The organism is Mesorhizobium sp. M0991 (assembly GCF_040318915.1).
Classification (GTDB): domain Bacteria; phylum Pseudomonadota; class Alphaproteobacteria; order Rhizobiales; family Rhizobiaceae; genus Mesorhizobium.
The window spans coordinates 35,833-52,950 of the sequence record NZ_JAMYNE010000033.1 but is presented as its reverse complement, the minus strand read 5'-3'; the positions used below and the strand labels follow the sequence as shown (position 1 = coordinate 52,950).

At 61.3% G+C, this 17,118-nt stretch carries 17 protein-coding genes and 1 pseudogene; 12 read left to right on the top strand and 6 right to left on the bottom strand.

What is annotated here, in order from left to right; genetic code table 11:
* The 4 genes from NKH70_RS30175 to NKH70_RS30160 all read left to right on the top strand — a co-directional run.
* Positions 1 to 758 (top strand): ABC transporter permease (locus NKH70_RS30175; protein WP_353026925.1); only part of this gene is annotated, 758 nt, incomplete at its 5' end.
* Entirely contained in the window at positions 755 to 1,768 is a 1,014-nt protein-coding gene (locus NKH70_RS30170) for an ABC transporter ATP-binding protein (RefSeq protein WP_353026923.1), read from the top strand. The genes NKH70_RS30175 and NKH70_RS30170, both read left to right, overlap by 4 nt.
* On the top strand, positions 1,761 to 2,744 hold the full coding sequence (locus tag NKH70_RS30165) for an ABC transporter ATP-binding protein (RefSeq protein WP_353026922.1): 984 nt from the start codon (positions 1,761 to 1,763) through the stop codon (positions 2,742 to 2,744). The genes NKH70_RS30170 and NKH70_RS30165 overlap by 8 nt, the downstream gene beginning before the upstream one ends.
* 92 nt (positions 2,745 to 2,836) lie before the next feature.
* On the top strand, positions 2,837 to 3,364 hold the full coding sequence (locus tag NKH70_RS30160) for a hypothetical protein (RefSeq protein ID WP_353026921.1): 528 nt from the start codon (positions 2,837 to 2,839) through the stop codon (positions 3,362 to 3,364).
* 51 nt (positions 3,365 to 3,415) lie between these two features.
* On the opposite strand, the gene NKH70_RS30155 is transcribed toward NKH70_RS30160, so the two are convergent.
* Positions 3,416 to 4,204 (bottom strand): sulfite exporter TauE/SafE family protein, encoded by a 789-nt coding sequence (locus NKH70_RS30155; protein ID WP_353026928.1) that lies wholly within the window; start codon positions 4,202 to 4,204, stop codon positions 3,416 to 3,418.
* Between the two features lie 374 nt (positions 4,205 to 4,578).
* Here NKH70_RS30155 and NKH70_RS30150 point away from each other — a divergent pair, with 374 nt between their 5' ends.
* Entirely contained in the window at positions 4,579 to 5,223 is a 645-nt protein-coding gene (locus NKH70_RS30150) for a DUF1007 family protein (protein ID WP_502899425.1), read from the top strand.
* 105 nt (positions 5,224 to 5,328) lie between these two features.
* Here NKH70_RS30150 and NKH70_RS30145 read toward each other — a convergent pair whose 3' ends face one another.
* The gene (locus NKH70_RS30145; RefSeq protein ID WP_353026920.1) at positions 5,329 to 5,910 is read right to left on the bottom strand and encodes a TetR/AcrR family transcriptional regulator; all 582 of its coding nucleotides are present in this window, start codon (positions 5,908 to 5,910) and stop codon (positions 5,329 to 5,331) included.
* A 152-nt stretch (positions 5,911 to 6,062) separates the two neighbouring features.
* Between NKH70_RS30145 and NKH70_RS30140 the strand changes: the two genes are divergently transcribed.
* Together NKH70_RS30140 and NKH70_RS30135 are read left to right on the top strand one after the other, a co-directional pair.
* Positions 6,063 to 6,959 carry a class I SAM-dependent methyltransferase gene (locus NKH70_RS30140; protein ID WP_353026919.1) on the top strand — a complete coding sequence of 299 codons (897 nt, stop codon included), beginning with the start codon at positions 6,063 to 6,065 and terminating at the stop codon, positions 6,957 to 6,959.
* A 163-nt stretch (positions 6,960 to 7,122) separates the two neighbouring features.
* Positions 7,123 to 7,839, top strand: a complete 717-nt coding sequence (locus NKH70_RS30135; RefSeq protein ID WP_352561878.1) for a HoxN/HupN/NixA family nickel/cobalt transporter — start codon at positions 7,123 to 7,125, stop codon at positions 7,837 to 7,839.
* Positions 7,840 to 7,979: 140 nt separating this feature from the next.
* Here NKH70_RS30135 and NKH70_RS30130 read toward each other — a convergent pair whose 3' ends face one another.
* The 3 genes from NKH70_RS30130 to NKH70_RS30120 are packed head-to-tail and all read right to left on the bottom strand — an operon-like array spanning position 7,980 to position 10,346.
* On the bottom strand, positions 7,980 to 8,852 hold the full coding sequence (locus NKH70_RS30130; RefSeq protein ID WP_502908426.1) for a DUF1259 domain-containing protein: 873 nt from the start codon (positions 8,850 to 8,852) through the stop codon (positions 7,980 to 7,982).
* Between the two features lie 55 nt (positions 8,853 to 8,907).
* Complete coding sequence (locus NKH70_RS30125) at positions 8,908 to 9,378, bottom strand: chromate resistance protein ChrB domain-containing protein (RefSeq protein WP_353026915.1); 471 nt, start codon at positions 9,376 to 9,378, stop codon at positions 8,908 to 8,910.
* Positions 9,375 to 10,346, bottom strand: a complete 972-nt coding sequence (locus tag NKH70_RS30120) for a Fe-Mn family superoxide dismutase (RefSeq protein ID WP_353026913.1) — start codon at positions 10,344 to 10,346, stop codon at positions 9,375 to 9,377. The genes NKH70_RS30125 and NKH70_RS30120 overlap by 4 nt, the downstream gene beginning before the upstream one ends.
* A 108-nt stretch (positions 10,347 to 10,454) precedes the next feature.
* Between NKH70_RS30120 and NKH70_RS30115 the strand changes: the two genes are divergently transcribed.
* From NKH70_RS30115 to NKH70_RS30100, 4 genes are all read left to right on the top strand, one after another.
* Complete coding sequence (locus NKH70_RS30115) at positions 10,455 to 11,432, top strand: chromate resistance protein ChrB domain-containing protein (protein WP_352561874.1); 978 nt, start codon at positions 10,455 to 10,457, stop codon at positions 11,430 to 11,432.
* An 8-nt stretch (positions 11,433 to 11,440) separates the two neighbouring features.
* Positions 11,441 to 12,856 (top strand): chromate efflux transporter, encoded by a 1,416-nt coding sequence (gene chrA / locus NKH70_RS30110; RefSeq protein ID WP_353026910.1) that lies wholly within the window; start codon positions 11,441 to 11,443, stop codon positions 12,854 to 12,856.
* Between the two features lie 155 nt (positions 12,857 to 13,011).
* On the top strand, positions 13,012 to 14,178 hold the full coding sequence (locus NKH70_RS30105; RefSeq protein WP_353026908.1) for an MFS transporter: 1,167 nt from the start codon (positions 13,012 to 13,014) through the stop codon (positions 14,176 to 14,178).
* A 62-nt stretch (positions 14,179 to 14,240) separates the two neighbouring features.
* Positions 14,241 to 14,825 (top strand): LysR substrate-binding domain-containing protein, encoded by a 585-nt coding sequence (locus NKH70_RS30100; protein WP_353026906.1) that lies wholly within the window; start codon positions 14,241 to 14,243, stop codon positions 14,823 to 14,825.
* Positions 14,826 to 14,912: 87 nt separating this feature from the next.
* On the opposite strand, the pseudogene NKH70_RS30095 reads toward NKH70_RS30100, so the two are convergent.
* A pseudogene (locus tag NKH70_RS30095) lies at positions 14,913 to 15,167 on the bottom strand (DUF1402 family protein); the annotation flags it as partial.
* A 554-nt stretch (positions 15,168 to 15,721) separates the two neighbouring features.
* On the opposite strand from NKH70_RS30095, the gene NKH70_RS30090 reads away from it, so the two are divergent.
* Positions 15,722 to 17,029: a hemolysin family protein gene (locus tag NKH70_RS30090; RefSeq protein ID WP_352883531.1), complete on the top strand. Its 1,308-nt coding sequence runs from the start codon at positions 15,722 to 15,724 to the stop codon at positions 17,027 to 17,029.
* Positions 17,030 to 17,118: the final 89 nt, after the last annotated feature.

Genomic DNA, 17,118 nt, shown 5'->3' with positions numbered 1-17,118 from the left:
GCTGGAGCCACTGGCTCGGCACCGACTATCTCGGCCGAGACGTCTTCAGCCGCATCGTTGGTGGCGCCCGCATTTCCCTGGTGGCCATGGTCATCGTGCTCGTCGCCGCCCTGGCGATCGGCGTGACGATCGGCTCCTTCGCCGGCTATGTCGGCGGTCGTGTCGAACTCGTGCTGATCAGCATCATCGACATTGCGCTGGCGCTTCCGAGCCTGGTGATCGCGCTGGCGCTGATCGGCATTCTGGGCACCGGCTATTGGTCGATGATCACGGCGCTCACCTTGGCGTGGTGGGCGAACTATGCCCGTATGAGCCGCGCCGTCGTCACGGCCGAGCTGCAGCAGCCCTACATCGAAGCGGCGAGGGTCATGGGCGCCGGCCATCTGTGGATCTTTGTCCGCCATATCCTGCCGCACGTGCTGGCTCTCGTCGTCGTCTATGCAAGCGCCGACGCCGGTGCCCTTGTGCTGGCCATCGCAACGCTCAGCTTTCTCGGACTTGGCGTCGCACCGCCGACACCGGAATGGGGCCAGATGCTCGTCGACGGCATGAGCTACATCGAGGAGGTTCCACGCCTTGTCGTGCTGCCCGGCCTCGCACTGACACTGGTCGTGGTCAGCTTCAACCTTCTGGGCGAGGCCTTCGCATTGCAAAAGGTGCCGCGGCCGGTTCGCGGCGCGACGTTGCGCAAACGTCGAAGGGCGCGCGCTCGCGAAGAAGCCGAGCGCAATGCCGTCGAAACGGGAACGACCTCATGAGCGACGATCAGCCGATCTACTCGATCGAGAACCTGGTCATCGATCTCTACGCCACCACCGTTTCTGTGCGGGCGGTGGACGGGGTGTCGTTCAATGTCCGTCCTGGAGAAACGGTCGCGGTCGTCGGCGAAAGCGGTTCGGGAAAGACCGTCATGACGCTCGGCCCCCTCGGCCTGCTGCCCGAAGGTGTGACGGTGGACATGAAAGGGTCAGCGCGAGCCGACGGAAGCGAACTGCTCAGCATCGGTTCCCGGCAATTGTCGGACCTGCGCGGGCGCTATTTCGGCGTGATTTTCCAGGACCCGATGAGCGCGCTCAACCCGATGCTGAAAATCGGCCCGCAGTTGGCGCGCCAGGCGCGCCGCTTCGCCGGCCTGTCGCGCGAGGCTGCGCGCAAGCAAGCGGTTTCGCTTCTGGCACGCTCCGGCATTCCGGACCCTGAGGATCGCTACAACCGCTATCCGCACGAAATGTCGGGCGGCATGCTGCAACGTGCGATGATCGCGCTGGCGCTCGCGGCCCGGCCGCGCGTACTGATTGCCGACGAGCCGACAACGGCGCTGGACGCCACCGTCCAGGCGCAAATCCTGGAGCTCATCCGCCAGATCCAGCGCGAGGACGGCATCGCCGTCGTGCTGATCACGCACGACATCGGCGTTGTCGCTTCCGTCGCCGACCGCGTCATCGTGCTATACGCCGGACAGGTGGCGGAGGAGGGGACGGCGATGGATGTGCTGACGCAGCCGGTCCATCCCTATACGCGCGGGCTGCTCGCGTCGGTGCCGGATTTTCGTGCTGACGACAATGTGGCTACGCGCGAGATACCGGGCCTGCCGCCAAGCCAGATCAGGCTGGAGCCGGGTTGCCGTTTCGCTGACCGCTGCGAATTGGTCGAAGCCGGTTGCCGAAAACACCGACCTCCGCTTCAGACGATATCGATCTCGGCAAATCCGCATCGCGTGGCCTGCCCGGTCGTGCTTCGGCGAGAAGGGATTGCCGTTCATGTCTGATTTCGCGGCGATCGAAGTCAAGGGGCTGAAAGTCCATTTCGCCAACCGCTCGGGCGCGGGCGCGGTGCGGGCGGTCGATGGCATAGACCTGTCGGTCGCGCGCGGAGCGTTCCACGGCATTGTCGGCGAGTCCGGTTGCGGCAAGACCACGCTGGCGCGCACCATTGTCGGTTTGCAGAAGGAGAGCGAGGGCACTGTCCTGATTGGGGGAAGAGATCGCGCCGAATGGCTGAAATCGGACAGGAAGTCGTTCAGCCGTGAAGTCCAGTTCGTCTTCCAGGACCCGTTGGGGTCGATGAGCCGCCGCCAGACCGTCTATCAGACGCTGGAGGAGCCGCTGCAGATCCATCGCCTCGGCTCGTCGGCAGAGCGCCGCCGCCGTATCGCCGAGCTTCTGGATCTGGTTGCGCTGCCTGGGACCGTGCTCGACCGTTTGCCAAGGTCGCTTTCCGGCGGCCAGCGCCAGCGCGTTTCGATTGCGCGCGCGCTCGCCCTCAAACCATCCATATTGGTCTGCGACGAACCACTCAGCGCGCTCGATGTTTCCATCCGGGCGCAGATCGTCAACCTGTTTACGTCGTTGCAAAAGCAGCTTGGTCTGACCATCCTCATTGTCGCGCATGACCTGGCGATCGTGCGCGAGGTCTGCTCCGACGTGACGGTGATGTATCTCGGCCGTATCTCGGAAGCCGGCGTGACCCGGCCGCTGTTTCGCGAGCCGGCCCATCCCTACAGCCAAGCGTTGCTGTCGGCTGTTCCTTCTCCTGATCCCCGCATCGAAGCCGGGCGCCGCCGGATCATTCTCGCCGGCGATCCGCCGAGCCCAAGCGCGCCGCCTCCCGGGTGCCGGTTCAACACGCGTTGTCCCGTGGCGATCGATATCTGTCGGGTCGAGGAACCAATTTTGCGGATGGTGCCCCACGGCGGCGTTGCCGCCTGTCACCTCGCAGATAGCGCCCACCGCCCGGTGATCTGAAGGATGGTCGTTGCAGCCCCTCTTGACCACGCTGCCAGAGGGTCCATCTTGATCGTGTGGATTGTCCCGTTCTCCTGACTGAGGCGCGCTGAATGTCGAAGGCATGTTTTGTCCTGGCATTTGCAGCTATGTGGCTGACATCGCCGCTGGCGCATGCCGATAATGTCGATCTGGCGTTGGAAGCTTTTCACGGGATTTGTCTTGCGCACGGGCCAGATTTCGAGCGAACCGCCGCTGTTGCAAAGAAGCGTGGATGGACACCGCTGTCCGGCGACGCAGCGCTTGCTCCGGTCGATGACGTAAAAGCCTTCCAGGGTTGGGTGGCGGCCGGCGACGAACTACCGGCCAAAACCATGATCGCGGTGACAAAAGCCACCTTGAACGGCAGCGCCGTGCAAACCTGCTCAATCAGGCTGTTCGATGTCGACCGCACGGCATTCGAGGAGCGTTTTTTCGCCCGGACGGACGCCGAAAAAATCGGCGAGGACAGAAACGGGGCTCACGTCTCCAAACTCTACATATTGATTGCCGGCAATCGAAAGCAGCTCGTCCATTTGACGTCGCCAAGGTCCCGGATCAAGTCGAGCATGATCATTGCAAGCTCGATAGCCGATGATTAATCGGGGTGAACAGGCGGCCGATGGCGACCAAGGGTAGTGATTCCGATGGTGCTACTCGTGGCGCCACACCTTGTAGGCCGAGATGACGAGGATAGCAGCCAACAGAGGCAGCAGCACTTTCTCTGGCACGATGCCCAACAACATGCCGCCGATCCATGTCCCGACAATCGACCCCGCAGCAATCAGGACCACGAACCATTTGTTCCTCGCAATTACGCCAAAGCTTTGGTCCTGCGAATAGCGGGTGAAACCGGCCATCATCGTCGGAAGGCTCACCGCAAGCGACATGCTCCCGGCAAGCTTGATGTCGATCCCGAAAAGCAGGACGAGCGTGGGGACAAGCAGTTCCCCACCGGCTACACCAAGCAGCGACGCCACGACGCCGATGGCGAAGCCGGCGATGATCCCGGCAATGATCAACGCCGGCCCGCTGAAAGGCCGCAGGTTTGTTGCGCTCGGATCGTGGCCGAAGACTAAGACAATGGCGATTAGCAGCAGCAGTGCGGAAATCACCTTATAGAGAGTTTCGGATTTGAGCCTTGTTGCCCAACCCGCACCGAACCAGGCACCGGCTAGGCTACCCGCCAGCAGATTGAGAATGACCGGCCAATGAGCTGCGACGGCGGCTAAAGGGACGGTAGCGGCCCGGAAGGGCAGGGCAGACGCAACCACCACCAGACTGGTGGCCTTGTTCAGAATTACCGCTTCAAGAGCGGCAAACCGGAACAGCCCGATGAGGAAGGGAAGTCGGAACTCTGCCCCGCCAAGGCCAATTAGTCCGCCAAGCGAACCGACGACCGCGCCAACCACAAATGCCAGTATGCCGCGTCTTTCGGCCATGTGGACGATATGCAGCAAGGGTGTGTAAAATTCTAGCCCTCGATCCTCGATGGCCCGTCTCTCGGAAGAGACGCGGATTTTTTTGCGTTTGCAAGGAACTCGCGGTAGGAACCATTCCTCGGCATCGATCCGGAGCAGAAAGTTGAGCGATAAGCAAAAGATCATCTGGATGATAGTGCTGGCAATCCTTGCTGGTATCGCGGTGATCATGCTCAAACATTGGCTGAAGGGCGACCTTGGGTAGCTGCCTCTTTAGATGAAGCAACACAGCCCTGATCGATCAAGGTTGGTATGGGCTTTGGCCCGTCCCATTTCGGCCTGCTTGCAATGGCAGGTGTCCTGCCTGATCCGGAAGCGATGAAATGCGAGTGAAAATGCGACTGACAGGCATGGTATCAGGCGTCGCGCTGTTGCTCGCTTCCGCCGGGGCGGCGAACGCCCATCCGCATGTGTTTGCCGAAGCGAAGCTGGATCTGACCGTCGGTCCAGACAGGATGGTCAAGTCACTTCGGCATCTCTGGCGTTTCGACGACCTCTTTTCCAGCACTGTGCTGATGGAATTCGACAAGAATTCCGACCTTGTCCTTGATGCCAAGGAACTCGATGAAGTCGCCCTCACCATCCATGCGTCGCTGGCCGAGTACAACTATTTTCAGATGGTGACCTTGAACGGCAAGGACGTGACGATGGCGCCGCCGCCGAAATTCAGCGTCAGCTATGAAAACGATCAACTCGTCGTCCAGTTCGAAACGCAGCCGAAGGACCCGTTGGCTCTTGCTGGAAAAGTCAGCATCGGCGTCTACGACCCGACCTTCTATACGGCGATCGATTTTACCGACGACGACAAGATTGCTGTGGCTGGCCTGCCTGAAGGCTGCTCGCGCGCGGTCGTGCGTCCGGATCCGGACACGGCCATCGCGCAGAACCAGAAGAGCCTGACAGACGCATTCTTCAGTGACCCGACGGGGACCAATCTAGGCAAGATTTTCGCGACACGCCTTGAACTGACATGCGGCTGACGGGAGCCGGTTCGTCGCGCTGGCGGCTGCCACGCCGGCACTCTAGCCGATCAGGCTCGCTGCCGCAAAATCAGTCACTGTTCAGGAATCGGAACTCTGCACACATTAGGCGCCGATACCTTTTCCCGCCATCCTCTGGAACAGGTCGTCAGCCTGTGCCGGTGAAAGGCTCACGTCAGTGGCGACCCACCAGGCGAGGATCGCAAGAAATGCGCCGGCGATGAACTGAATGGCGAATTCGGCAGGCACGCCACGATCGCTGATCCGTTTCTCGACGAGTTCTTCCCGGACGGCTCGCCGGATACGCTCACGCAATTCGTCGTGGATCGTATCGCCGCTGCTTGCAAGCAACGCGTGGTGAAGCGGTCGGAATGCATGGGCGTGCTCGAACATGGGCAGGCTGAACTCGAACAGGCGGCTACCTGTTGCTTGACTTGCCGCCTCGCGCCTGCGGCCGATCGACCGCAGATGCGCCTCGATGGTCGCGCTGCGCAGAGCATCCTTGTCGGGATAGTGGGTATAGAAGGTCGACCTGCCGACATTGGCCCTCTGGCAAATGTCGTCGACAGTGATGGCAGCATATCCCTGCTCCGGGATCAGGGCGATGAGCGCGTCCTGCAGCAGTCCGCGCGTCCGTGCGACGCGTCGATCGATCGTGTTCCGCTCACCCGCACGTTCGATTTTCATGGCCATGGCCTTCTGCAGTGCCCGGTTTCGGACATTCGGCGGTCCGGTGTCCGACAACAGCATTTCCAGACAGTGTGTCCATTATGATACGCCAAGTCCAGGAGCTCAAATCGGGTTTGAGCACACCGCAATGAAGCAGAAGGTCGCCAGACATGCACTCATCTGATCATCACGCCGGCAACGGACCGCATTCGCGCAAGACCGTGATTGCGTTGGCCCTGCTTGCCAAGCTGTCGCTGGTCGCCGGCTTCCTCGTCCTCGCCAAATTGGGCATGGGCTATGTTCAGGCTGGCGCCTGGACGGCGGCATTCCACGGCCTCGTCCTTGCGGTGATCGCGGGATTGGCGCTATGGGGCAGCCTGCGTCACAGGGCGCCGGTCGGCAACGGTGCGCACGGCGCGAGCGACAGGGGCATCGGCATCGTCCTGCACCGGGCGGCGGCCTATGATTTGCTTGCGCGCGTTCTGACCTTTGGGCGCGAGGGCCGGTTTCGCGAGTTCATGCTTCGCCCGGCAAAGCTCCAGCCCGGCGAAGCGATGCTCGATGTGGCCTGTGGAACGGGAACCCTTGCCATTGCCGCGAAGCGGCTGGTCGGTTCGGACGGAAGCGTCACCGGCGTCGATGCGTCGGCCGAAATGATCGAGCGGGCGCGCGCCAAGGCCGAGCGGTCTGGTCTCGATCTGACTTTCGTCAAGGGGATGGCGCAGGAGCTTCCCTTCAAGGACGCGCAATTCGACATCGTCGTCGGCACGCTGATGCTGCATCACCTGTCGAAGCCCGTTCGATCGGCCTTCATCCGCGAGGCGGCGCGCGTCTTGAAGCCAGCAGGCCGGCTGTTGCTCATCGATTTCGGCAGGCCGGTGCGCAAGTCCAGATTGCCCAGGCTCCACAAGCATGGTCATGTCGACATGCATTCGGTCGCCTCGCTGTTGGCCGAGAGCGGATTCCAGATCAGCGATATCGGCACCGTCGGAACCAAGAACCTGAACTATGTTCGCGCGACGGCGAACAAGGACCAGCCAGGCCAAGCGTCGCCGGGATCGCTGTGATCATGCTCACGTGCTGGCTGAATGGCGACCTGTCTGAAGAAACAGCCACGTGTCGCAATTCGGCCTGCTTGCAATGCCAGCTGTCCTGCCTCAACAGCAAACCCGAAGTGAGTCTTCGCCATGCGCTTTGAATTGACCTGCGGATGAGGCCGGTTCCAGCCTGATGTTCCAAACCCTCGTCGAATTCCAGCGTACGATCTATCTGGCGCTAGGCGAGCAGATCAAGCTGCTCTCGGCCGGCGGCGGCTGGCTGGCCTTCACGGCGTTTCTGCCGATGGGCGTTCTGTTCGGCGCGGCGCATGCCCTGACGCCAGGCCATAGCAAAGCCGTGCTTGCCACCTATCTCGCAGGATCGGATGTCAGTGTCCGGCGTGGGCTTCTGGTGTCGCTGACACTTTCCTTCACGCATGTGACGATTGCCGTGCTGATCGCGGCGCTTTCGTTGCCGTTGGTGTCCATTGCCCTGGGCAGTGTTGGCCGTGCGCCGCTACTGGAAGACGTCAGTCGCGGCCTGCTTGGCCTGATCGGTGTCTGGATGATCTGGCGTGCCTTCCGCCATGGCCATCATCACCACAAGCACGAAGGCGAGGCGGTGGGGGTCATGGCTGGCTTGATTCCATGCCCGCTCACGCTCTTTGCGATGACCTTCGCGATATCCAGAGGCGTTCCGTTCGCCGGCATTCTCTTCGCGATCACCATGATGGTCGGCGTGGCACTGACCCTGTCTTGCGTGGCCGTGTTGTCGATCCTGTTTCGGGAGCGTCTGGTCCATTTTTTCGACAGCCGGCCACGCTTGTTCGATGTCATTTCGCGGTCCATCGAAGGCATTGCCGGCCTTATTCTTGCCGGTGTAGCCGTCTGGCAAATCTCTGCGCGTTGAAAGACGTTCAAGCAGACAGCCGGACGCAAAGCGTGGACCTTGCCGATGGATGGCGGGCTGGACGGCGCAATAGCGCTATCTGTGCGAACTCAGCGTGACTGTTTGCCCGAGCCACGTTGCACGCTCACCAGAGGGCCGACCTAGCTCTTCTTGACCGCAACTTTGTCGAGGGCTGCGCGCAGCCCGTTCGCCAGCTTCTGCGCATCGTCGTTCGCCCAGAAATGCATGAAAAAGAGCCGCGGTTGCTCATCGAGCATGTGGCTATGCAGCGCCGTAATCTCGATGCCGTCGTCCTGCATGGCTTTGATAACCGGATTGACCTCCTTTGCGGTCAGCACGAAATCACCGGTGATCGCCGCCTTGCCGCCACCCGTCGACTGGAAATTGATCGCAATTGCCGAGCCCATGGCCGCCGGCACTTCCATTCCATTTTCCTCAACCGGCTCAGCGCGCGGAATCGTGAACTGGTAGACCGCGCCATTGGCCTTACCCTTATAACCCATGGTTTGGTCGACACCGGCGGCGTCGAACTCGATCTGCGGAGCGGCTTGCGGCTGGGCGCCGCCTCCCATCGGTGTTTTGCTCAGCGCCAATCCGGCATGAAGCGCTATAGCGAGCGGGACCGGGTCGCCTTGGCCGAAGACGTGCATGTAGAGTGTCATCGGCTCGGCGCGCAGCAAATGGTTGTGCAACGCGGTGATTTCGATCCCACCTTCTTCGAGCTTCTTCATCACCGGGTTCACTTCATCTTGCGTCAGGACGACGTCGCCCATCACCATGGCCTGGTTCCCCATCGGTTCGAAGGCGATCCAGCCTCCAAGCGCAAAGCCGGGCTTCAGGGCCACGCCATCGAGCGAAACCTTCAGGTCCGTTCGTGGTAGCCCGACCCGGTAGACGCCATCAGGCATCTCGGTTCCGGACTTGCCGAATGCCTTCGCAACCATTTGCCAATCGGGAGCAGCCGACGCGGGCTGGAGCAGCGACGATATTGTCAGGAGCACTGCTCCGGCCATGAGTTTTGCATGCATGGGATTTTCTCCTTGTGATCTGCCCCCATTGCCCAATTCGTCATGCTGCTGCTGGCTTCGAGGCTGGCGGCCAGTTGTGCGTCTCCCCCTTGCGGCGCGAAGCCCAGGCATAGAGTGCGTCGTATATGACGAAGCCGTGCCTCAGCACTTCGTGGTCGTCGGGAGTCACATCCCGCAGACCCATGGAGATCGCCAGCAGGCCGGCCGATTGCGGCGTCAGGTCATGCCGGTCGGTGTCGGCACCGCGCACAATCGCGGCAATGGTCACGATCGCCGGGTCGCGCTCGAGGCCGTATTTCGAGACGAAGGTATCGAAACTGCAGCCGTCGCCGACATGGGTGAATTCGACGCCGGGCACGTCGTATGGCGTCGCACCCGTCTCCTGGGCAATAGGGATCACTTGATCGGGCGGCACGAAGAGGAACTCCGGTTCCTTGTCGATGAAGCGCGCAATCAGCCAGGGGCAGGCAATGCGGTCGATGACCGGACGTTCGCGGGTAACCCATTTCATGATTCATCTCCTTCCTTGAGTATCAGCGGGACGGTCGGCGCGCCGATCGCATGCCAGGCGGCGATGCCGCCTGAAAGCGCGCTTGCATCGATGCCGCGGCGACGCAGTTCGGCGACGGCGTCGCCGCTGACCTGGAAGCCGTAGACGCAATAGACGATGACCGGCCTGTCTCTAGGCAGTTCACCAGCCCAATCGGCGATCGTCTCGGGAGCTCGGAGCTTGGCCCCTGGCAGCATATCGCTGCGTTTAGCCAGATCCTCGGCGAGGCATACGTCGAGCACGACGAGATCGTCTCCTCGATCGAGACGCGCCCGCAGTTCCTCTGGCGCGATCGCTGGAACCGTGTCGTCCGATGCAGATACTGTTGAAGGATCACGCTGCGCGACGGCTCGGCGGTGGCGGGCAGCAACCCGCTCCCAATGGATGTTCTTCATGAACGCATCGACATAGGCGCCGGCCTTCGCGCCGAAATCCATGTGGTAAGCATGCTCGTACATGTCGAGCGCGAGGATCGGGACGCCGCCGGCGAGACAGTTGGTATGGTCCGCGGCCCATTGGATCGTCAGCCGATCGCGGCGCACCGACCAGGTCAGCAAGGTCCATCCCGAGCCGCCGGCCTGCGCCTTCGCACACGCCATGAACTTGGCGCGCCAGGAGGCCACGCTGCCGAAGTCGCGCTCCAGCGCTGTAGCGAGATCGCCTGCGGCATCGCCTGAGCCACCGAGTCCATCGAAATAGATTTCGTGCAGGATCGCCGAATTGGCGGCAACCAGTTCCTCGCGCTTCAGACCGTTGATGTCGAAGACTGGCGCCGCGCCCCAGTCGAGTCCGTCGAGCCGCTGTTCGATGGCGTTGAGGCGACGAACGGCACCGCCGTAATTGTTTTCGTAGTGGCTTGCCAACAGCCGCTCGGAGAGGCCGACGAGGCGAGGCGGCTTGAACGGCAGCGGCATGATCTGGTGTGGCATCGGTTTCCCCCTCTGCGGCACGGCCTATCCGTGAGGAGACGAACGCTATGCCTGAATGGAAAATGATACAAGTGTTGCATTTGGCTTTGTTCGTGATACGGTTCACTTATGAGTGAGGGGCAATCGCAGGAGCAGCGCTGGCTGCTCCTGATCCATCAACTGCCAAGCAAACCCGCCTACTTCCGGGTGAAAATCTGGCGACGGTTGCAAGGCATCGGCGCGGTCGCAGTCAAAAGCACCGTTTACGCCCTGCCGGCCAATGCCGAGATGCAGGAGGATTTCGAATGGCTTCTCAAGGAGATCGTCGCTGGCGGCGGCGAAGCGATGATGTGCGAGGCGCGCCTCGTCGATGGTTTATCGGACACCCAGGTCCGGGCGCTCTTCGACGCCGCCCGTGACGCCGACTATGCAGAGATCGTCGAGGAAGCGCGCGCTCTGGCCGCAGCAATCAAGACCGACGCGACAGCGGAAAAACATGCGGAAGCGCGACCGCAACTCGGCCGCTTGCGCAAGCGGCTCGCGGACGTCGTGACGATCGACTTCTTCGGCGCCAATGGTCGCCTCGCCAGCGAGGGACTGATCGCCGAGCTCGAGGCACAGCTTATAAAGGACAAGGCCATGACCACGGAACCGAAGAAGGCGACGGAGCCGAGCGAGCTCAAGGGCCGGATCTGGGTCACGCGCCGGGACGTGTATGTCGACCGGATCGCCTGCAGCTGGCTGATCCGTCGCTTCATCGATGCCGATGCCATCATTCGCTTCGTGGCGGGCAAGGGATACGTGCCGAACGAGGGGGAATTGCGCTTCGACATGTTTGAGGGCGAAATCACCCATGAAGGCGACCGCTGCAGCTTCGAGGTACTGCTGGCCCGCGCCGGCATTACCGATACGGCTCTGCAGGCCATCGCCGAGGTTGTCCACGATATCGATCTCAAGGACGGCAAGTTCGGCCGCGAGGAAACCACCGGCATCGCCAGCCTGATCGCCGGTATCGCCATGGCGAATGCGGGCGACGAGCAACGGATCGCCGAGGGCGCTTCGGTGTTCGACAATCTCTATCGATATTTCCGCTCCAAGCGCGGGTGATCTCAGCCATGGCCAATGCGGAGAGTATGGTGACAGCGTCAAACCGACAAAGCGACATGCCGGGTCATGGCGTTTCGTTCGCTGAGGCCACGCGGGTGTGGGCCCGAGTGGCCGCGCTCAGCTTCGGCGGGCCGGCGGGCCAGATCGCCATGATGCACCGCATCATCGTCGAGGAAAAACGGTGGATCGGCGAGACCAGATTCCTGCATGCGCTCAATTACTGCACGCTGCTGCCCGGTCCGGAGGCGCAGCAATTGGCCATCTATATCGGCTGGCTTATGCACAAGACCAAAGGTGGTCTCGTCGCTGGCATCTTGTTCGTGCTGCCAGGCGCGATCGCCATCATGGCGCTCAGCTGGATCTACGCCATCTTCGGCAACGTCGGCGCCGTTCAGGCCCTCTTCTTCGGTTTGAAGGCGGCGGTCCTCGCGATCGTGCTTGAGGCGGTCTTGCGGATCGGCAAGCGGGCCCTCAAGAACAACGTCATGGTCGGGCTCGCGGCGGCAGCCTTCATCGCTCTCTTTTTCTTCGATGCGCCGTTTCCACTGGTTATCTTGATTGCGGGCGTGATTGGTTACGTGGGGGGAAGAGCTGAGTGGGCTGCATTCCAGTCGGGCAATGGACATGGCAAGGTCGGCGGCAAGCAGGTCGCCGATGCCGATACAGCGCTCGGCGAAGGGGTGCCGGCGCACGCCCGGCCGTCCGTCAGTTGGTCGCTGAAGATCGCGGCAGTTTTTCTGGCGCTGTGGTTGATACCTGTCGTCGGGCTGCTAGCGCTGTTAGGGCAAGGCAATGTCTTCACTGACATTGCGATCTTCTTCTCCAAGATGGCGATGGTTACCTTCGGTGGTGCCTATGCGGTACTCGCCTATGTCGCGCAACAGGGTGTGGATCACTATGGCTGGCTCAAGCCGGGAGAAATGCTGGACGGCCTCGGTATGGCCGAGACCACGCCTGGCCCGCTGATCATGGTCACGCAGTTCGTCGGCTTCATGGGAGCCTATCGGGCGCCGGGCGTACTCAACTCCCTTGTCGCCGGAACGCTCGGCGGCTTGCTGACGACGTGGGTCACCTTCGTCCCGTGCTTCCTATGGATTTTCCTTGGCGCGCCGTTCATGGAGACAATGCGCAGCAACAAGGCTCTGTCGGCGGCGCTGTCGGCCATCACGGCGGCGGTGGTCGGCGTGATCTTGAACCTGGCGGTGTGGTTCGCGCTTCACGTGCTGTTCCGCGAGCTGCATGACGTCAGCTGGCTGGGCATGACGCTGGACGTGCCGGTGTTCGGCTCCATCAACCTGCCGTCTCTGGTGCTGACGCTCGGGGCGCTGCTCGCGGTATTCCGTTTCAAGATCGGCATGATCCCCGTACTCGCGGCATGCTCGATCCTCGGCGTGCTCTACGGCGTTGCAACGGGGTCGATCTAAGCTGTGTCGCGGGCGCAACCACTCTGCGGCAGGAGGCATCCCTGACAGCCCAGACGCCGACGAATGCTTCGCGCGAACCGGGGGCCAAACAGAGGTTTTCGCTGCTGCCTGCCGGTGCCAGGCCGGCAGCTGCCCTCCTGTTGACATCCAGGGGATTGAGGGCATTCGGCGACGGCCTCGTCAGTCTTCTGCTTCCCGCCTATTTGGCCACACTTGGTTTCAACGCTTTCAAGATCGGGGTTCTCACGACCGCGACGCTCGCGGGTTCGGCGGCGCTCACCTTGACAGTCGGGTTTATCGCACACCATTTCTCCCGCCGCTCGCTGCTGATCGCAGCTGCCGTCCTGATGGCCGTCACGGGGATCGCCTTCGCATTGGTTCAGGATTTCTGGCCGCTGCTCCTTGTCGCATTCATCGGAACGCTGAATCCATCCTCTGGCGACGTCAGCGTCTTTCTGCCGCTGGAGCACGCGCAGCTCGCCCACAGTGTCACTGATCGCGACCGCACCGCGCTCTTTGCACGCTACAGCCTCGTCGGTTCCCTCATAGGGGCAGTCGGCGCTCTGGCGGCCGGCGCCCCCGACCTACTCCGCCAGATTGTCGACCTGGACATCAAGCAAGCTCTCCAGATCGCCTTCCTGCTTTATGCCTTTCTGGGAGTTGGAGCGCTGCTCCTTTATCGGAAACTGCCGGACGAGCCGCTCGATGCGAGTGCGGCACCGGCAGAGCCATTGCGCAAGTCTCGAACCATTGTCCTCACGCTCGCTGCGCTCTTCAGCCTCGATGCCTTTGCGGGAGGCTTCGTGGTCCAGTCATTGTTAGCTCTTTGGCTCTTCCAACAGTACGGCCTATCGCTCGCTGCTACAGGTGCGATCTTCTTCTTGACGGGCATCCTGTCGGCCGGGTCGTATCTGGTTGCCGTGCAAATCTCCAAACGGATCGGGCTCGTAAACACCATGGTGTTTACCCACCTGCCGTCCAGTCTTTGCCTTTTGCTCATTCCCTTCATGCCGAGCCTTGGTCCGGTCATCGTACTTCTGCTTATCAGGAGCGCCTTGTCGCAGATGGATGTACCGACCCGCACCTCCTACGTCATGGCGGTGGTGACGCCGGGTGAGCGAGCGGCAGCGGCGAGTGTCACTGCCGTGCCTCGCAGCCTCGCGGCGGCCGCCAGTCCGATGCTTGCCGGCTCGTTGCTCGCGATGTCCGGTTTCGGTTGGCCGCTGCTCATCGCTGGCGCCTTGAAGATTGTCTACGACATCCTTCTGCTTGCGATGTTCCGCAAGGTTCGCCCGCCGGAGGAACGACGGGAAGGGCAGTAGCAGGTGCAAAATGCGTTGCCTGACCTGGCAACGACAAGCGAAATGGATCGCCCGTGCTCCGAATGCTTGTGGAATTTCAACGCCCCACCTATCTGGCGCTCGCCGAGCAGATCACCCGCCCCGTCGAGGTCATGCATCACGTCGACTTCGCTAGAGAGGACGTCGATCTTGCCGTGCGGCATGGCGATGGCAATTGGGCGGGGCATGATGTTGTCCGCCTGTGCTCCGAGCAACTGTTCGTGGTCTGCAGTCCCAAACTTCACCAGCGGATGCGCGAGCCGTCCGATGTGCTGAACTTTCCGTTGCTGCATCTTGATGAACGAAAGGACTGGTCGGAATGGCTCGAGGCCGCTGGCGTGGTCAATGCCGAACTCTCCCATGGGCCAGTCTTGAACCGCGCCAGCATGGTCATAGACGCCGCTATTGACGGCAAGGGCGTCGCACTCGCCCGCACCACGCTTGCGGCCTGGGACCCCATCAGCGGGCGGCTCGTAAGGCCGTTCGCCACGACGCTGCGATTGTCCAAGACCTACTGGATCGTCTGCCCCAAGGCGACGTCGATGCTCCCTAAAATTACGACATTCCCTGACTGGCTGTTGGCTGAGACCGCCGATGATGCGCGCCGCCTCAAAACGCTCGGTCCATAGGCCTAAGATCGAATCGTGAAGGTCAAGCAGTCGGAAAAGTTACTCGAAGGGCTCATCGTTCGAGGACTTCTGCGACGGGCGAACGTCCTAGGTCTGCGCCGCATCGACGCTGCTTACGTTGTAGGTATGTTCGCCGACAAGGGCCCCGACTATGTGGATCGGATCGATGCTATAAGCCGTGGCTGCATCTTTGATCTGTTGCACGAGCTTTTTATCGTTACTCAGCAACGCCAGAATCTTGTGGTACTTGGCGTCGTAAGTCGTCTTGAAGGCGCGGGTCCTATTCGCTGCCGCTGCGGGGATCGGCGGCTGCTGCTCGAACCGGTTTCCGGGAGGAACGACCGTGAGGCCTTCGCGAGAGCTTCAAGGCCCAATCCGTTGGCAAAAACCAGGACAAGGGCGGTCAGCTCTGTGAGCGCGTGCTTGGTTTTTTTCTGTCATCCCGAGGAGCAGGGTATAGACCCATGCTCGCCGCCCGTTCCTGTATGAACCATTCAAGCTCAATCAGCGTGGCACGCCGGTTGTCAACGCATGACCGCGATCGCCGGGCATAATCGCGCCCTGGGTGTGACGTATCGGTCACTGTGCTGGTGCTGACGCCAGCAAGTCGTTCGCGGGACCGGCATCTCGGCCAACCTGTTGCCTTGCGAATCTTCGAACACGACTCTCGCGTTGATCGAGCGTACCGCCCTTGGAAGGTTGCTTTTCACCCTAAACGTTATGATCGGTCCCGTCCGTCCAGGCTCAGCGGACCAGTCCAGTAGCACGAGCTCGTCCGACCTTCCGCTCAAGCAGTCGCATTGGTGTATCTGCCGTCGGTCCTTGCTACGGGTCGCTGCAACTTAGTGGTCGAATGCGCCTTTTCGTTCCCGCTTCGCAGATGCTAAACGTTCGCTATGCTTTACATTGAACTCGCGACCGTCGTCGTCCTGATCTGCATCAACGGCCTGCTTGCAATGTCGGAACTAGCCGTTGTCTCGGCGCGGCCGGCTCGGCTCAAAGGTATGGCCGAACGAGGCCTGAAGGGTGCCAATCGCGCGCTGGCGCTTGGTGCCGATCCCGGAAAATTCCTATCGTCTGTCCAAATAGGGATTACATTGGTGGGTGTGCTTTCCGGCGCGTTCTCAGGCGCCACGCTGGGCGAGCGCCTGTCATCTCTCTTGGCCGCTAGCGGCGTGCCCGGCAACGTTGCAGACGCCTTGGGTGTCGGTATCGTAGTGGCAGCCATCACCTATGCCTCTCTGATCGTGGGAGAACTTGTTCCCAAGCAGATTGCACTTCGCAATCCGGAGGGCATAGCAATGCGTGTAGCTCCGGCGATGACCGTCGTTGCGAAAATTGGCGCACCGTTGGTGTTTTTACTGGATTTCTCCGGTCGTGGTTTGCTGTGGCTTTTAGGCCAAAAAGGCGAGTCCAAGGAAAAAGTCACCGATGAGGAAATCAAAATGTTGGTTGCCGAAGCCGAGCATCACGGGACCATCGAGGCAGACGAACGCCGGATGATCGCGGGCGTCATGCGTCTGGGAGACCGGGCGGTGCGCGCCGTTATGACACCACGGACCGATGTGGACTGGATCGACATTACCTGGGAAGAAACGAGAGTGCGCAAGGCGATCATCGAGACGGAGCATTCTCTGCTGCCGATTGCCGAAGGTACGGTCGATGCAATGATCGGCGTCGTGCAGACCCGCAAGGTACTGGCGGGCATGCTCACGCAGAAGGTCGATCTCAGGCGTCACTTGCAGAATGCGCCGATCGTGCACGACCAGGCGGACGCGCTTGATGTGCTGACAACACTGAAAGGAGCACAGGTGCCTGTTGCCCTGGTCCACGACGAGTACGGTCATTTCGAGGGCATTGTGACGCCGGCAGACATCCTCGAGGCGATCACCGGCGTGTTCCGTGCCGATCTGGAAGCCGAGGAAGAAACGGCCGCCGTGCAGCGCGAGGATGGGTCATGGCTGCTTGCCGGGTATATGCCCGTTGACGAGATGTGTGATCACCTTGCCATCGAGCTTCCAGAAAATCGCGATTATGAAACAGTTGCCGGTTTCATCCTGTCGCACATGCACCATTTGCCGGCGACAGGCGAAACGGTCGAAGCGGACGGCTGGCGGTTTGAAGTCGTCGATCTTGACGGCAGACGCATCGACAAGGTCATGGCCAGCAAATTACCCAGCGGACGCCGGCTCGCTCAGCATTAAATCAATGATCGCGCAGGATGGCCGCATTTCTCTTACTGCCGTTCGCGACGATTGATTCACGCCTTGTCGGCAGAAGACGAGCGGTTCGA

Bases quoted from the DNA above. Each gene is read 5' to 3' on its own strand.
- NKH70_RS30165 (WP_353026922.1), top strand. From the start codon at position 1,761: ATGTCTGATTTCGCGGCGATCGAAGTCAAGGGGCTGAAAGTCCATTTC.
- NKH70_RS30145 (WP_353026920.1), bottom strand. From the start codon at position 5,910: ATGAAAATCGAACGTGCGGGTGAGCGGAACACGATCGATCGACGCGTC.
- NKH70_RS30155 (WP_353026928.1), bottom strand. From the start codon at position 4,204: ATGGCCGAAAGACGCGGCATACTGGCATTTGTGGTTGGCGCGGTCGTC.
- NKH70_RS30135 (WP_352561878.1), top strand. From the start codon at position 7,123: ATGTTCCAAACCCTCGTCGAATTCCAGCGTACGATCTATCTGGCGCTA.
- NKH70_RS30125 (WP_353026915.1), bottom strand. From the start codon at position 9,378: ATGAAATGGGTTACCCGCGAACGTCCGGTCATCGACCGCATTGCCTGC.
- NKH70_RS30120 (WP_353026913.1), bottom strand. From the start codon at position 10,346: ATGCCACACCAGATCATGCCGCTGCCGTTCAAGCCGCCTCGCCTCGTC.
- NKH70_RS30090 (WP_352883531.1), top strand. From the start codon at position 15,722: ATGCTTTACATTGAACTCGCGACCGTCGTCGTCCTGATCTGCATCAAC.
- NKH70_RS30150 (WP_502899425.1), top strand. From the start codon at position 4,579: ATGCGACTGACAGGCATGGTATCAGGCGTCGCGCTGTTGCTCGCTTCC.
- NKH70_RS30115 (WP_352561874.1), top strand. From the start codon at position 10,455: ATGAGTGAGGGGCAATCGCAGGAGCAGCGCTGGCTGCTCCTGATCCAT.
- NKH70_RS30170 (WP_353026923.1), top strand. From the start codon at position 755: ATGAGCGACGATCAGCCGATCTACTCGATCGAGAACCTGGTCATCGAT.
- NKH70_RS30160 (WP_353026921.1), top strand. From the start codon at position 2,837: ATGTCGAAGGCATGTTTTGTCCTGGCATTTGCAGCTATGTGGCTGACA.
- chrA (WP_353026910.1), top strand. From the start codon at position 11,441: ATGGCCAATGCGGAGAGTATGGTGACAGCGTCAAACCGACAAAGCGAC.
- NKH70_RS30100 (WP_353026906.1), top strand. From the start codon at position 14,241: ATGCTTGTGGAATTTCAACGCCCCACCTATCTGGCGCTCGCCGAGCAG.
- NKH70_RS30130 (WP_502908426.1), bottom strand. From the start codon at position 8,852: ATGGCCGGAGCAGTGCTCCTGACAATATCGTCGCTGCTCCAGCCCGCG.
- NKH70_RS30140 (WP_353026919.1), top strand. From the start codon at position 6,063: ATGCACTCATCTGATCATCACGCCGGCAACGGACCGCATTCGCGCAAG.